Here is a 13,826-nt window from a genome sequence, read left to right on the forward strand (position 1 = left end):
TGTTTCGGGCGTAAAGCGGTTTCTCGTTCCCTGCGGCAAGGGGCCCGGAGACAAAAATGCTACTTCTTCGACAAAGCGTCGAGTGCCCGGTTGAGCGCCAGCACGTTGACATGCGGCTCGCCTATGATCCCGAAGAACGGCTTTTCAACGTGATTGGCAACGAGCTCACGCAGCACGTCCTCCGAGAACTGCCTGGCCTTGGCGACGCGCGGCACCTGGAACAACGCGGCCTCGGGCGAGATATCGGGGTCAAGCCCGCTGCCACTCGTGGTCACGAGATCCATCGGCACCTGCTGGCCGGGATTTTCGGCCTTCAGTCGTTCGACATCGTTGCGTACCCGCCCGATCAAGGCCGAATTGGACGGACCGAGGTTGGACCCGCCCGAGTTCGCCGCATTGTAGGGCGCAGGCACCGTTTTCGAGGGGTCGGCCGGATCAGGCGCGACAGTGGCCGAAGGGCGGCCATGGAAATAGCGCTCGCTGGTGAAGTTCTGCCCGATCAGCGCGGAGCCCACCACTTTTCCATTTTCCATAACCAGGCTGCCGGCGGCCTGACGTGGGAACAGCATGCCCGCAAGTCCGGTCATTGCGAGCGGATAGAGAAGGCCGGTAATTGCCGTGAATGCGACGATCATGACGAGCGCGGGTCGAAATTGCCGGAGCATCGCAGCGTTCCTTACGCGAGGCCGAGTGCCGATACGATCATGTCGATCAGCTTGATGCCGATGAAGGGCACGACAATGCCCCCAATCCCGTAGATGAGCAGGTTTCGGCGCAGCAGCGCGGCGGCTCCGACCGCGCGATATCTGACGCCGCGCAAGGCAAGCGGTATCAACCCGACGATGATCAGCGCATTGAATATGATCGCCGAAAGTATGGCCGATTGCGGCGTCGCCAGGTTCATGACGTTGAGAACCTGCAGTTGCGGATAGAACGCCACGAACATGGCCGGGATGATCGCGAAATACTTGGCGATGTCGTTGGCGATGGAGAAGGTCGTCAGCGCGCCGCGCGTCATCAGCAACTGCTTGCCGATCTCCACGATCTCGATGAGCTTGGTCGGATCGGAATCGAGATCGACCATGTTGCCGGCCTCGCGCGCGGCAACCGTTCCGGTGTTCATGGCCACCCCGACGTCTGCCTGGGCAAGGGCTGGCGCGTCGTTGGTGCCATCGCCGCACATGGCCACCAGCTTGCCCTTGGCCTGCTCGTCGCGAATGAGCTGCAGCTTGTTTTCAGGCGTGGCCTGGGCAAGAAAATCGTCCACGCCTGCTTCCGCCGCGATCGCTGCGGCGGTCATCGGGTTGTCGCCGGTGATCATCACCGTACGGATGCCCATTCGCCGCAGCTCGGCGAAGCGCTCGCGAATGCCACCCTTGATGATGTCCTTGAGATAGATGACGCCCAGCAACCGGCCATCTCGCGCAACCGCCAGCGGCGTGCCGCCCACCTTGGCGATGTCCTCGGCGATAGCGCGCATCTCTCCGATGCTTGCGCCGGAAGCTCGCGTCAGCACCTCGGAGGGGCGGCTGACCAGCAGCGCATCGGGACCTGACTTTGCGATATAGGCAAGGATCGCATCGACTGCTCCCTTGCGAATGGAGCCGTTGTCGAGATTGACGCCGCTCATCCGCGTCTGGGCGGAAAAGGGCACGAAATGCGCATGCAGGCTTCGCATGTCGCGTTCGCGGATGCCGTATTTTTCCTTCGCCAGAACGACGATCGAACGTCCCTCGGGCGTCTCGTCGGCCAGCGAGGCAAGCTGTGCGGCATCGGCAAGCTCGCGCTCGTCAATGCCAGCCAGCGCGCGAAATTCCGTCGCCTGCCGGTTGCCGAGCGTGATCGTGCCGGTCTTGTCGAGCAGGAGCGTATCGACGTCGCCCGCCGCCTCCACGGCGCGCCCCGACATGGCAAGCACGTTGAAACGCACGAGGCGGTCCATTCCGGCAATGCCGATGGCAGATAGCAATGCGCCGATGGTCGTCGGTATCAGCGTCACGAACAACGCCACCAGCACCACCACCGGTATCGTGCCGCCGGCATAAGCGGCAAAGCTCGGTATCGTCACGGTGGCCATGACGAAGATCAGGGTCATGCCGGCCAGCAAAATGTTAAGCGCGATCTCGTTTGGCGTCTTCTGGCGCTGGGCGCCTTCCACCAGTGCAATCATGCGGTCGAGGAAGGTCGATCCGGCCGCTGCGGTGATGCGCACCCTGATCCAATCGGAAAGCACCTGCGTGCCCCCCGTCACGGCGGAACGATCACCGCCCGACTCGCGGATGACAGGTGCCGATTCGCCGGTGATTGCAGCTTCGTTGACCGAGGCGACGCCCTCGACCACCTCGCCATCGGAAGGGATGATATCGCCGGCCTCAACCAGCACGACGTCGCCCATTTTGAGGCTGGCGCCCGGTACCAGCGTAAAGGCAAGGCGGTCCTGGCCGGTGAGCAGCTTGGCGCGTGTTTCCGTGCGCGTGCGACGCAGGGAATCGGCCTGCGCCTTGCCCCGGCCCTCCGCGACCGCTTCGGCGAGATTGGCGAAAAGCACCGTGAACCACAGCCAAACGATGATCTGGAACGAAAAGGCCAGATGGCTGGCGCCGCCGGCGATGTCGCGAAGGAAAAGCACCGTCGTAAGCAACGAAACCACCGCCACGACGAACATCACCGGGTTGCGCACCAGCGAGCGGGGATCGAACTTCTTGAACGCGGCCACAGCAGCAGGCGCCAGAATGGCAGCGTCCAGGAGGCTGACCGGCTTGATGTGACTCATCGTCGTTTTCCCCGGTTAAAACACCTTGCCGGCCACGAGCTCCAGATGCTCGGCGATGGGCCCGAGCGCCAGAGCCGGCAGGAATGTCAGCCCCCCGACGATCACGATCACCCCTACCAGCAGGCCGACAAACAGCGTGCCGTCGGTCGGGAACGTGCCGGCGGAGGCTGGGACGATCTTCTTGGCTGCCAGCGATCCGGCGATGGCCATGGCCGGAACAATCACGAGAAAGCGTCCCATGAGCACGGCGATGCCGATGGTGAGATTGTACCAGAGCGTATTGCCGTTCAGGCCGGCGAAGGCCGAGCCGTTGTTGGCGGTTGCCGAAGTGTAGGCATAGAGCACTTCGGAAAAACCGTGCGGCCCGGGATTGGCGATCGAAGCCAGGGCCGATGGCAGCACGATGCCTATGGCCGTGAACCCGAGCATCGCCATCGGCAGGCAGAGCATGGCCAGCATGGCCATCTTCACCTCCTTCGCCTCGATCTTCTTGCCCAGATATTCCGGTGTGCGACCAACCATCAGCCCGGCGACGAAGATTGCGACGATGACGAAGACGAGGATGCCATAGAGGCCGGCGCCGACGCCGCCCACGATAACCTCTCCGAGCTGCATGTTGACCAGCGGGATCATGCCGCCCAGGGCGGTGAAGCTGTCATGCATTGCGTTGACCGCGCCGCAGGAGGCCGCGGTGGTAACCACTGCGAACAGCGACGACAGGGCAATGCCGAACCGCACCTCCTTGCCTTCCATGTTGCCCCCTTCAAGCCCCAGCGAAGCGAGCAAGGGGTTTCCCCTGGCTTCGGCCCAATAGGCTACGATCACGCCGGCAATGAAAAGAACCGCCATGGCGGCCAAAATCGCCCAGCCCTGCCGTTGATCGCCAACCATGCGGCCGAAGACGTTGGTCAGGGCGGCACCGATCGCAAAGATGGTCACCATCTGCACAAAATTGCTCAGCGCATCCGGGTTTTCGAACGGATGCGCGGAATTGGCATTGAAGAAGCCGCCGCCATTGGTGCCAAGCATCTTGATCGCGAGTTGCGAGGCCACGGGTCCCACGGCAATGGTCTGGTGTGCCCCTTCCAGCGTCGTCGCCTGAACATAGGCGGCTAGAGTCTGCGGCACCCCGCGAAAGACGTAAAAGAGGGTCAACAGTATGCAAAGCGGCAGCAGCACGTAAAGAGTGGAGCGGACAAGATCGACCCAGAAGTTGCCGACCGTCTTGACCGACGCCCGCGAGAAGCCGCGTATCAACGCCAAGGCAAGCGCCATGCCCGTGGCCGCCGAGGCAAAGTTCTGCACCGTCAGCCCCGCCATCTGGACCAGATAGGACATGGTGGTCTCGCCGCTATAGTTCTGCCAGTTGGTGTTGGTGACGAAGCTGGCCGCCGTATTGAAGGCCAATGCCGGATCGACCGCATCCATACCGGCAGGATTGAACGGCAGGTGGGCCTGCAGTCGTTGAAGCGCGTAAAGCAGCAGGACGCCCAGCAGGTTGAACATCAGCATGCCGGCAACATAGGCCGTCCAGTGCTGTTCCTCGTTCTCATCGGTGCCGGCGAGCCGGTAGAGGGCTCGTTCGCTCGGCCGCAGCAGGAAGGAGAGAAACGTTCTCTCGCCTTGATAGACCCTCGTCATATAGCCGCCGAGCGGCGTTACCAGCAGACCGACTGCGCCGCAAAAGATCAGGATCTGGATCCAGCCATTGAAAGTCATGGTTTCAACCTTTGCGGCGTTCACCGCAGGTCATCAGAAGCGCTCGGGACGAAGCAAAGCGAGAACGAGGTAGACCACCAGCATCAACGTAACGATGCCGCCAAGGATGTAATCCGCGCCCATGTCAGCATTACCTCGCAGTTTCATTCGTCCTTCCTGGATCGCATACGCGGCAAACCTCACAGGCGATCGCAAGCCAGTGTGTATGCGTAGAGCAAGGCAAAAGAGATGATGCTTATTGCCAAAACAATCAGGTCCCACATCTTCGGTGCATCCCGCAGTATCGTGAGCCGGTCCTAGCTTTGACATAGGCCGCATAAAGGTTCGAGACAGGTCCAACGGCCTCGAAATAGGATTTTCATAAGGGTCGAGACCGAAAACGCGCCGGAAACGCCAGCACGATGAGGTTGGATATCGGCTTTGGCCGGGGCGGGCCGCCAAGGTCGCAAAGAAAAAGCCCCCGGCTCTTTCGAACCGAGGGCTTTGTTTTCAGCCGTCTGCCTGTTTGTCAGAGCGCGGCTTCGAGCGTGGTCAGCTGGCTCAGCAACGCCTCGGCGCGGGTACGTGCCTCGTCGGTCTTGGCATCGGAGGCGTCCTCGCGCGCATCCTTGATGCGCTGGGAAAGATCCGCGCGGTCGATGCTGGCAACCGGAACCGCCGATTCAGCCAGCAGCGTGCAGGCGCTCGGCATCACGTCGGCAAAACCGCCAAACACGACATAGCGCTCGTCGGCGCCGGCTCGCGTCTTAACGGTCACGACGCCCGGCTTGATCGTGGTCATCACCGGCGCATGATTAGCCATGATCGTCATCTCGCCTTCCGTGGCGGGGATGACGACCGACTGAACCTCTTCCGAGACAAGCAGGCGCTCGGGCGAGACCAGTTCGAATTTGAAAGCTTCAGCCATGATGTCTCACAAAGATCGGGAACTGGTTGAGCGCGGCCTCGAAAACGCTGTCGGTCTGCGAGGCCAGCTCGATGGTGCGGGCTGAAGCCCGCACCTGTTGCCTGTTAGCCTTATGCCGCTTCCGCAGCCAGGCGCTGGGCCTTCTCGATGGCCATCTCGATCGAGCCGACCATGTAGAACGCCGCTTCCGGCAGGTGGTCGTATTCGCCTTCGACCAGACCCTTGAAGCTGCGGATGGTGTCTTCCAGCGGGACCAGCTGGCCCGGGGTGCCGGTGAACACTTCGGCCACGAAGAAGGGCTGCGACAGGAAGCGCTCGACCTTGCGGGCGCGGGCCACCGTCAGCTTGTCCTCTTCCGACAGCTCGTCCATGCCCAGGATGGCGATGATGTCCTGCAGCGACTTGTAGCGCTGAAGGATCTCCTGCACGCGACGGGCAACCTGGTAGTGCTCTTCGCCGACGATCATCGGGTCGAGCATGCGCGAGGTGGAGTCGAGCGGGTCGACGGCCGGGTAGATGCCCTTTTCCGAGATCGCGCGGTTAAGCACGGTCGTCGCGTCCAAGTGGGCGAACGAGGTCGCCGGCGCCGGGTCGGTCAAGTCGTCGGCCGGCACGTAGATGGCCTGCACCGAGGTGATCGAGCCCTTGGTCGTGGTCGTGATGCGCTCCTGCATCTGGCCCATGTCGGTGGCCAGCGTCGGCTGGTAGCCCACGGCCGAAGGAATACGGCCGAGAAGCGCCGACACTTCCGAACCCGCCTGGGTGAAGCGGAAGATGTTGTCCACGAAGAACAGCACGTCCTGGCCCTGGTCGCGGAAGTGCTCGGCGATGGTCAGGCCGGAGAGCGCGACGCGGGCGCGCGCACCGGGCGGCTCGTTCATCTGGCCGAACACCAGGGCGCACTTGGAACCTTCGGTCGAGCCGTTGTTCTCGTGCGGGTCCTTGTTCACGCCCGATTCGATCATTTCGTGGTAGAGGTCGTTGCCCTCGCGGGTACGCTCGCCCACGCCGGCGAACACGGAGTAACCGCCGTGCGCCTTGGCGACGTTGTTGATCAGCTCCTGGATCAGAACGGTCTTGCCGACGCCGGCGCCGCCGAACAGGCCGATCTTACCACCGCGGGCATAAGGGGCGAGAAGGTCGACGACCTTGATGCCGGTGACGAGGATCTGCGCTTCCGTCGACTGCTCGACGTAAGCAGGCGCCTCCTGGTGAATGGCGCGGCGGGACTTGGTCTTGACCGGGCCGGCTTCGTCGACCGGCTCGCCGATGACGTTCATGATGCGGCCGAGCGTCTCGTCGCCGACCGGAACCGTGATCGGGCCGCCGGTGTCGGAAACCGCCTGGCCGCGAACGAGGCCTTCGGTGGTGTCCATGGCGATGCAGCGGACGGTGTTCTCGCCCAGGTGCTGCGCCACTTCGAGGATGAGGCGATGACCGCCGTTGTCGGTTTCGAGCGCGTTCAGGATGGGCGGCAGCTCACCGTCGAACTGGACGTCGACGACGGCGCCGATGACCTGAGCGACGCGGCCTGCAGCCGCACCCTTGTTCGCCGCTGCCGACGACGCCTTTGCAGCAGCCGTCTTGGCAGTTGCTGCCTTCTTTGCCGCCGGGGCCTTTTCGGCCGCCGGAGCCGTTTTAGGTGTAGCTGCTTTAGCCATGCTGTAACCTCTTGGTCCGTTTCCGTTTCCACATGAGCCGCCGGAGGCTAGCCCCCGGGCTCACGTGCTAGAGCGCTTCCGCGCCCGAAATGATTTCGATGAGTTCCTTGGTGATCTGCGCCTGGCGCTGACGGTTGTAGGTGATCGTCAGCCTGTTGATCATGTCACCGGCGTTGCGCGTCGCATTGTCCATGGCGCTCATCTTGGCGCCCATTTCACCGGCCGCATTTTCGAGCAGAGCGCGGAAGATCTGCACGGAAATATTGCGCGGGATCAGATCGCCCAGGATTTCGCCCGGCTCCGGCTCGTATTCGTAGATCGCCGAGGCCGAAGCATCCGTCTCCGCTGCCGGAGCAGCGGCCGGGATGATCTGCAGAGCGGTTGGAACCTGGCTGATAACCGACTTGAACTCGGAATAGATCAGCGTGCAGACGTCGAACTCGCCCTGGTTGAACTGCCCGATCACCTTCTTGGCGATGGCGTCGGCATTTGCGAAGCCGATCGTCTTGACCTCGCGCAGCTCGATGCGATCGACGATCAGCTCGCTGAAGTCGCGCCGAAGAATGTCGTAGCCCTTCTTGCCGACGGTGATGATCTTCACCGTCTTGCCGTTCGCGCGGAGCCGGCGGATATGCTCGCGAGCCAGACGGGAAATCTGGCTATTGAAGCCACCGCACAGACCACGCTCGGCCGTGCAGACGACGAGCAGGTGCACGTCGTCCTTGCCGGTGCCGGTCATCAATGCCGGTGCATCGCCATCGTTGCCGATCGCCTGCGTAATGTTGGCCAGAACAGCACTCATGCGCTGCGAATAGGGTCTGGCCGCTTCCGCAGCCTCCTGCGCGCGGCGAAGCTTCGCCGCGGCAACCATCTGCATCGCCTTGGTGATCTTCTGCGTCGCCTTGACCGAGGCGATACGGTTACGGAGGTCTTTTAACGAGGCCATGCCTTATCCGTCAGCGTTAGGCGAAGTTTTTCGCGTAAGCGTCGATGTGAGCCTTGAGCTTGGCCTTGAGGTCGTCGCTCAGCGCCTTCTCCTTGCGGATGCCTTCGAGGACGTCCTTGCCCTCGGCGTGCATGTACGCAAGCAAGCCCTGCTCGAACTTGCCAACCTGGTTGACCGCAAGCCTGTCGAGGTAACCGTTGACGCCGGCGAAGATCACCGTGACCTGCTCTTCCGTCTTCAACGGAGAGAACTGCGGCTGCTTCAGCAGCTCGGTCAGGCGGGCACCGCGGTTGAGCAGGCGCTGTGTGGAGGCGTCGAGGTCCGAACCGAACTGCGCAAACGCCGCCATTTCGCGGTACTGCGCGAGTTCGCCCTTGATCGAGCCCGCAACCTGCTTCATCGCCTTGACCTGGGCAGCCGAGCCGACGCGCGACACCGACAGACCGACGTTAACGGCCGGACGGATACCCTGGAAGAACAGGTTCGTTTCCAGGAAGATCTGGCCGTCGGTGATCGAGATCACGTTGGTCGGAATATAGGCCGAGACGTCGTTGGCCTGGGTTTCGATGACCGGCAGCGCCGTCAGAGAACCATTGCCATTCTCGTCGTTGAGCTTGGCAGCGCGCTCGAGCAGACGCGAGTGCAGGTAGAACACGTCGCCCGGGTAGGCTTCGCGGCCGGGCGGACGACGGAGCAGCAGCGACATCTGGCGATAGGCCACGGCCTGCTTGGACAGGTCGTCATAGCCGATCAGCGCGTGCTGGCCGTTGTCGCGGAAATACTCGCCCATGGCGCAGCCGGCGAACGGAGCCAGGAACTGCATCGGGGCCGGATCGGAAGCGGTGGCGGCGATGACGATCGAGTATTCGAGCGCGCCGCGCTCTTCGAGCACCTTCACGAACTGCGCGACGGTCGAACGCTTCTGGCCGACAGCCACGTAGACGCAGAACAGCTTTTCGGAATCCGGGCCGCTGTCGTGGATGGCCTTCTGGTTCAGGATGGTGTCGAGGATGATCGCGGTCTTGCCGGTCTGACGGTCACCGATGACCAGCTCGCGCTGGCCGCGGCCGATCGGGATCAGCGCGTCGATGGCCTTGAGGCCGGTCGACATCGGCTCGTGCACCGACTTGCGGGGGATGATGCCGGGGGCCTTGACGTCGACGCGGCGACGCTCGGCTGCCTTGATCGGGCCCTTGCCATCGATCGGGTTGCCGAGAGCGTCGACGACGCGGCCAAGCAGGCCCGGACCAACCGGAACGTCAACGATAGCGCCAGTCCGCTTGACGGTGTCGCCTTCCTTGATGTCGCGGTCGTTACCGAAAATGACGACGCCGACGTTGTCGCTTTCTAGATTCAGCGCCATGCCGCGGATGCCGCCCGGGAACTCGACCATCTCGCCCGCCTGGACGTTGTCGAGACCGTAGACGCGAGCAATGCCGTCACCGACGGACAGAACCTGTCCGACCTCGGAGACTTCGGCCTCACTGCCGAAATTCTTGATCTGGTCTTTTAGAATTGCGGATATTTCCGCGGCGCGGATGTCCATCAGCCGACCTCTTTCAGTGCAAGCTTGAGCGAATTGAGTTTGGTTTTGAGCGACGTATCGATCTGACGCGAACCCAGCTTCACGACGAGTCCGCCGAGAAGCGAGGGATCAACGGTGACTTCGACCGACACATCCTTGCCAGCGACGCCCTTGAGCGCGGCCTTAAGTTCGTTCTGCTGGGCTGCCGTCAACGCATGCGCCGACGCGATCTCGGCGGTGACCTCGCCCCGCTGCTCGGCAGCGATGCGACGGAATGCCTTGATCATGGCGGGAATGGAGAACAGCCGGCGATTTCTCGCCACGACACGGAGGAAGTTGCCAACGAGACCGGTGATCTTGGCCTTGTCGGCGATCGCCTCGATGGCCTTGTACTGCTCGTCGGCGGAAAAGACCGGGCTGTTGGTCATGCGCCGCAGGTCATCGCTGCCTGCAAGCAAGGCCTCGAAGCGAGCGAGGTCCGCATCGACCTTGTCGACCTGCTTTGCGTCGGCCGCCAGTTCATACAGCGAGGCCGCGTAACGTTCTGCAACTGCGGAGATCGGCGAGCTAGACTGTGCCACGGTCCGTCTTTTCTCTTCTCTGACAGGCCGGAAGATTCCTGGCGCGAGTCAATAACTCTGGCTAAATCTTTGACCTTACTGCGGTTTAATGACCAAAAGAGCGCCGCTGGTGCACCCTCCGATCAAAAGTCGAATGCCGTCTAGCACAGGCCTTCCAGAGTCGCAACACGTGGAAGATGCGGGTATCGGGCAGATTTGTCGCATCCCCGCACCACCGAACGACCGGAAAGATCATTTAGCCGGAAAAACCGAAGGCGAAAGCCAGCGGCAATCCCGCCAAAACCAGCGCCAGGAACAACCAAACCCAATTATAAAGCTTGTTTCCCTGGTCCGAAAGCATGGAGATGATGCGCCCGAATGCCGTGAACAGCCATGAGAAGCCGAGCGCCAGATAAAGGAGCGGCTGCGCGAGCAGGATGCAGCACATGCCAAGGCCGAGATAGAATCCCGCCATGGTCGCGCGCGCCTCTGCAACCGCCTCCTGCCGGGTTTCCACCGGCTGCAAGCGCAAGATTCGCAACGAAACCCTCGGCGCAAACAGCAGCACAAGGCCGAAAAGCACCGTCACGGCGGCCGACGACCATGCCCACCATTCACCCGGCGTCATCGGCCAGGGAAACGCGAATTCCATAAACCCCTCCAGAATCGCTGTGTTTTGAGTGGGCATTTTACCCGGCAACTGCCGGTCCGCCAGATGGAAAGCACGCCAACGAAGTGACCCTCACTCCCTCTCGCGCGTTCTATCTCCCTTTTTGGCCAGGCCCTCCCCCGCACGCAGCGACTGCGCGATTCTTTTCTTTGGCTCCATCTCCTCGGCCAGAACGCGCAGGACAACGACGGTCTCTCCGTCGGAAGGGTCGAGGCTATAATACAGAACATGCGCGGCGCCCTTGTGGCGCCCGGCAGCGAGTTGGAGATGAAAGGACCTGACGCCGGCCCGTAGATCGTCCCGGCGCTGCGACGAGGCGCGAAACGGTTCTTCCGCGATCATCGCAATGCCGCGCTGGACGATCTCCGTGTAGTGCTTGAGCTGGTTTTCCCCGAAAAGCCGGTAGGTTTCCCGAAATAGTGCGGCGATGTCTCCGTCTGCGGCTTTTGTGAGCCGAAACTTCAAGCTTTCCTCTCACGACGGACGGCCCGGGCGATGTCATCGACCGAACGGTGGGAAAACTCGCCTTGCTCCATTTCGCGGTATCCTCGCTCGATCTCGGCACGTAGCAGGCCGAGTTTTATCTCATGCTGTTCCTTTTCGTGGCGCATGATGCGGAGGGCGTCCCTGACCACCTCACTAGCGGAGACATAATCTCCGCTCGAAACCTCGGCCTCCACGAAGTCCGCCATTTCCGCGGTCAAGCTCACATTCATCGTCGGCATGGCGCTGGCCTCCTGACCTTGGAATCTATGACCGCCAACGAGCTTTGTCAAAATTTGCCAATCACAGGAAACTCTGCGGATCGATGTCGACCTGTACCCTGATCGAGCCGCGGACCTTGGGTCCAGCCGCCAGCATGGCACGGATAAAGCCCTGCATGTCGCAGCGCCGTTCACCGTGCGCCAGGAGGCGGAAGCGATGGCGGCCGGCTACCAGCGACAGCGGTGCCTCGGCCGGGCCGAGAACGCTGATGTCCTTGGCCGCCGGCGCGGCGCGGCGCAGCAGTCGGGCATGGGCTTCGGCTTCCGCCCGCGTGTCGGCGCTGACGATGATGCCGGCAAGGCGGCCGAATGGGGGCAGCGCGGCACGCTCGCGCTCGGCGATCTCGCGATCGTAAAACGCTTCAGAATCGCCCGAGACGATCGCCTGCATGACCGGATGGCCGGGCTGGTAGGTCTGAAGCAGGCCCAGACTCTTCTTGCCGGTGCGGCCGGCGCGGCCGGTGACCTGGCTCAAGAGCTGGAAAGTCCGCTCGGCGGCGCGCGGATCGCCATTGGCGAGGCCGAGATCGGCATCGACCACGCCGACCAGCGTCATGTTGGGGAAATTGTGTCCCTTCGCCACCAGCTGCGTGCCGATGACGATGTCGGCCTCGCCATTGGCGATGGCTTCCAGCTCCAGTCTGAGGCGCTTCACTCCGCCAAGCATGTCGGAGGACAGGACGATGGTGCGCGCTTCGGGAAAATGCCCAACAACCTCCTCGGCGATTCGCTCCACCCCCGGCCCACAGGCGACGAGATGGTCGAGCGTGCCGCATTCCGGGCAGGCTTCCGGCCGCTTTTCGTTGTGGCCGCAGTGGTGGCAGACGATCTGGCCGCGGAATCGATGCTCCACCAGCCATGCCGAGCAGGACGGGCACTGGAAACGATGGCCGCAGACCCGGCAGAGCGTCAGGGGCGCATAGCCGCGCCGGTTGAGGAACAGAAGCGACTGCTCGCCCCTCTCCAGCGTCTTCTGCATCTGCTCCAGCAACACGGGTGACAAAAACCCGCCTCGCGCCGGCGGGGCGCGGCGCATGTCCACCGCCTTGATGTCGGGAAGGGCAGCCTCGGCGAATCGCGCTGCCAGCACGGAACGCTCATATCGCCCCTGCTCGGCGTTGACCCGGCTTTCGACGGAAGGCGTGGCCGAGGCCAGCACCACCGGGAACCGGCCGAGATGGCCGCGCACCACCGCCATGTCGCGGGCATTGTAGAAAACGCGGTCCTCCTGCTTGTAGGCAGGGTCGTGCTCTTCGTCGACGACGATCAGCCCAAGCTCCTTGAAGGGCAGGAACAGCGCCGAACGCGCGCCCGCCACCACCCGCACGCTGCCTTCCGCAACCTGGCGCCAGACGCGTTCGCGCTTGCGGGGGGCAAGGTCGGAGTGCCATTCGCCGGGCTTTGCGCCGAATCGGTTCTGGAAGCGCTCGAGAAAGGCCTGGGTCAGCGCAATTTCCGGCAGCAGAATCAGTACCTGCTTGCCCTTTTCGAGAGCTGCGGCAACCGCCTCGAAATAGACCTCTGTCTTGCCCGACCCGGTGACGCCGTCGAGCAGCGTCACATTGAACGCGTCGGCCGCAACCTTGTCCCGCAACGTCGCGGCGGCTGCCTCCTGGTCGTTTGTCAGATCTGCCTTGGCGTAGTCGGGGTCCGGGGGAGCCACCACCGGGCGCGGCGGAATCATTACCGTTTCGAACACGCCCTGCGCCTTCAGCCCATCGATGACGGTGGACGACACACCGGCAGCATGCGCCAGGCCCGAGCGCGTCCAGGCCAGGCCGTCGGACGCCATTTCCAGCACACGCCGGCGCGCATCGGTCACGCGGTCGGGCTCCATGCCGGTAAGCTGCAGCCCTTCCACCCAGGGCTCCGGATCGAAGGCTTCGGGAGCGCGCAGGATCATGCGCGCCACCATGCCGGGCGGCGACAGCGTATAGGCCGCGATCCAGTCGACGAAGCGGCGCATGGATTCGTCGACCGGGGGACAGTCGAAGACGTGCGAGATCGTCCTGAGCTTGCGCGCGTCCACCGCCTCGCCCGGCCCGTCCCAGACGATGCCCGCAACCTCGCGCGGGCCCAGCGGCACGCGCACGATGGACCCCGGCACCACGGTCGTTCCGGCCGGCACCGCATAGCTGTAGGGGCGTTCGGCCGGCATCGGCACCAGCACCGGCACGATCGCCACCGGCTTTTGCGACGCCACGGTTTCGGGCGAATCTTGTTTCATGACGGGTGACCTTGCCTCGACTTTACGTTAGAGCAAAGGCCGAACAGAAATGCGCTTCCCAAGACGCAAAATTT

General features: G+C 62.9%; 13 protein-coding genes. All 13 read right to left on the reverse strand.

The window, feature by feature from the left end:
• Positions 1 to 59: 59 nt before the first annotated feature.
• The 13 genes from ABLE86_RS20560 to ABLE86_RS20620 all read right to left on the reverse strand — a co-directional run bounded on the left by ABLE86_RS20560 (position 60) and on the right by ABLE86_RS20620 (position 13,752).
• The gene (locus ABLE86_RS20560; RefSeq protein WP_348780855.1) at positions 60 to 665 is read right to left on the reverse strand and encodes a K(+)-transporting ATPase subunit C; all 606 of its coding nucleotides are present in this window, start codon (positions 663 to 665) and stop codon (positions 60 to 62) included.
• Between the two features lie 11 nt (positions 666 to 676).
• Positions 677 to 2,773, reverse strand: coding sequence for a potassium-transporting ATPase subunit KdpB (kdpB, locus tag ABLE86_RS20565; RefSeq protein ID WP_348780856.1), 2,097 nt, complete (start codon positions 2,771 to 2,773; stop codon positions 677 to 679).
• Positions 2,774 to 2,788: 15 nt separating this feature from the next.
• The gene (kdpA, locus tag ABLE86_RS20570; RefSeq protein ID WP_348780857.1) at positions 2,789 to 4,492 is read right to left on the reverse strand and encodes a potassium-transporting ATPase subunit KdpA; all 1,704 of its coding nucleotides are present in this window, start codon (positions 4,490 to 4,492) and stop codon (positions 2,789 to 2,791) included.
• A gap of 33 nt (positions 4,493 to 4,525) precedes the next feature.
• Complete coding sequence (gene kdpF / locus ABLE86_RS20575) at positions 4,526 to 4,639, reverse strand: K(+)-transporting ATPase subunit F (RefSeq protein WP_348780858.1); 114 nt, start codon at positions 4,637 to 4,639, stop codon at positions 4,526 to 4,528.
• A 361-nt stretch (positions 4,640 to 5,000) separates the two neighbouring features.
• Positions 5,001 to 5,399, reverse strand: a complete 399-nt coding sequence (locus ABLE86_RS20580; protein ID WP_348780859.1) for a F0F1 ATP synthase subunit epsilon — start codon at positions 5,397 to 5,399, stop codon at positions 5,001 to 5,003.
• Positions 5,400 to 5,509: 110 nt separating this feature from the next.
• Positions 5,510 to 7,060, reverse strand: coding sequence for a F0F1 ATP synthase subunit beta (gene atpD, locus ABLE86_RS20585; RefSeq protein WP_348780860.1), 1,551 nt, complete (start codon positions 7,058 to 7,060; stop codon positions 5,510 to 5,512).
• A gap of 67 nt (positions 7,061 to 7,127) precedes the next feature.
• A complete protein-coding gene (locus ABLE86_RS20590) occupies positions 7,128 to 8,006 on the reverse strand; it encodes a F0F1 ATP synthase subunit gamma (RefSeq protein WP_348780861.1) in 879 nt (292 codons plus the stop codon).
• A 16-nt stretch (positions 8,007 to 8,022) separates the two neighbouring features.
• The gene (atpA, locus tag ABLE86_RS20595) at positions 8,023 to 9,552 is read right to left on the reverse strand and encodes a F0F1 ATP synthase subunit alpha (RefSeq protein ID WP_348780862.1); all 1,530 of its coding nucleotides are present in this window, start codon (positions 9,550 to 9,552) and stop codon (positions 8,023 to 8,025) included.
• Positions 9,552 to 10,112, reverse strand: a complete 561-nt coding sequence (locus ABLE86_RS20600) for a F0F1 ATP synthase subunit delta (protein ID WP_348780863.1) — start codon at positions 10,110 to 10,112, stop codon at positions 9,552 to 9,554. The genes atpA and ABLE86_RS20600 overlap by 1 nt, the downstream gene beginning before the upstream one ends.
• A gap of 235 nt (positions 10,113 to 10,347) precedes the next feature.
• Complete coding sequence (locus ABLE86_RS20605; RefSeq protein WP_348780864.1) at positions 10,348 to 10,743, reverse strand: DUF4345 family protein; 396 nt, start codon at positions 10,741 to 10,743, stop codon at positions 10,348 to 10,350.
• Between the two features lie 90 nt (positions 10,744 to 10,833).
• Complete coding sequence (locus tag ABLE86_RS20610; protein WP_348780865.1) at positions 10,834 to 11,226, reverse strand: type II toxin-antitoxin system RelE/ParE family toxin; 393 nt, start codon at positions 11,224 to 11,226, stop codon at positions 10,834 to 10,836.
• Complete coding sequence (locus ABLE86_RS20615; protein WP_348780866.1) at positions 11,223 to 11,486, reverse strand: type II toxin-antitoxin system ParD family antitoxin; 264 nt, start codon at positions 11,484 to 11,486, stop codon at positions 11,223 to 11,225. Before ABLE86_RS20615 ends, ABLE86_RS20610 begins: the two co-directional genes overlap by 4 nt.
• 61 nt (positions 11,487 to 11,547) lie before the next feature.
• Positions 11,548 to 13,752 carry a primosomal protein N' gene (locus ABLE86_RS20620; RefSeq protein WP_348780867.1) on the reverse strand — a complete coding sequence of 735 codons (2,205 nt, stop codon included), beginning with the start codon at positions 13,750 to 13,752 and terminating at the stop codon, positions 11,548 to 11,550.
• Positions 13,753 to 13,826: the final 74 nt, after the last annotated feature.

The sequence above is a fragment of the Mesorhizobium sp. KR2-14 genome, from assembly GCF_040049255.1.
GTDB lineage: Bacteria > Pseudomonadota > Alphaproteobacteria > Rhizobiales > Rhizobiaceae > Pseudaminobacter.

Coding starts and splice junctions, on each gene's coding strand:
- atpA (WP_348780862.1), bottom strand. CDS start 9,552: ATGGACATCCGCGCCGCGGAAATATCCGCAATTCTAAAAGACCAGATC.
- ABLE86_RS20580 (WP_348780859.1), bottom strand. CDS start 5,399: ATGGCTGAAGCTTTCAAATTCGAACTGGTCTCGCCCGAGCGCCTGCTT.
- ABLE86_RS20605 (WP_348780864.1), bottom strand. CDS start 10,743: ATGGAATTCGCGTTTCCCTGGCCGATGACGCCGGGTGAATGGTGGGCA.
- kdpF (WP_348780858.1), bottom strand. CDS start 4,639: ATGAAACTGCGAGGTAATGCTGACATGGGCGCGGATTACATCCTTGGC.
- ABLE86_RS20590 (WP_348780861.1), bottom strand. CDS start 8,006: ATGGCCTCGTTAAAAGACCTCCGTAACCGTATCGCCTCGGTCAAGGCG.
- kdpB (WP_348780856.1), bottom strand. CDS start 2,773: ATGAGTCACATCAAGCCGGTCAGCCTCCTGGACGCTGCCATTCTGGCG.
- ABLE86_RS20560 (WP_348780855.1), bottom strand. CDS start 665: ATGCTCCGGCAATTTCGACCCGCGCTCGTCATGATCGTCGCATTCACG.
- atpD (WP_348780860.1), bottom strand. CDS start 7,060: ATGGCTAAAGCAGCTACACCTAAAACGGCTCCGGCGGCCGAAAAGGCC.
- ABLE86_RS20620 (WP_348780867.1), bottom strand. CDS start 13,752: ATGAAACAAGATTCGCCCGAAACCGTGGCGTCGCAAAAGCCGGTGGCG.
- kdpA (WP_348780857.1), bottom strand. CDS start 4,492: ATGACTTTCAATGGCTGGATCCAGATCCTGATCTTTTGCGGCGCAGTC.
- ABLE86_RS20615 (WP_348780866.1), bottom strand. CDS start 11,486: ATGCCGACGATGAATGTGAGCTTGACCGCGGAAATGGCGGACTTCGTG.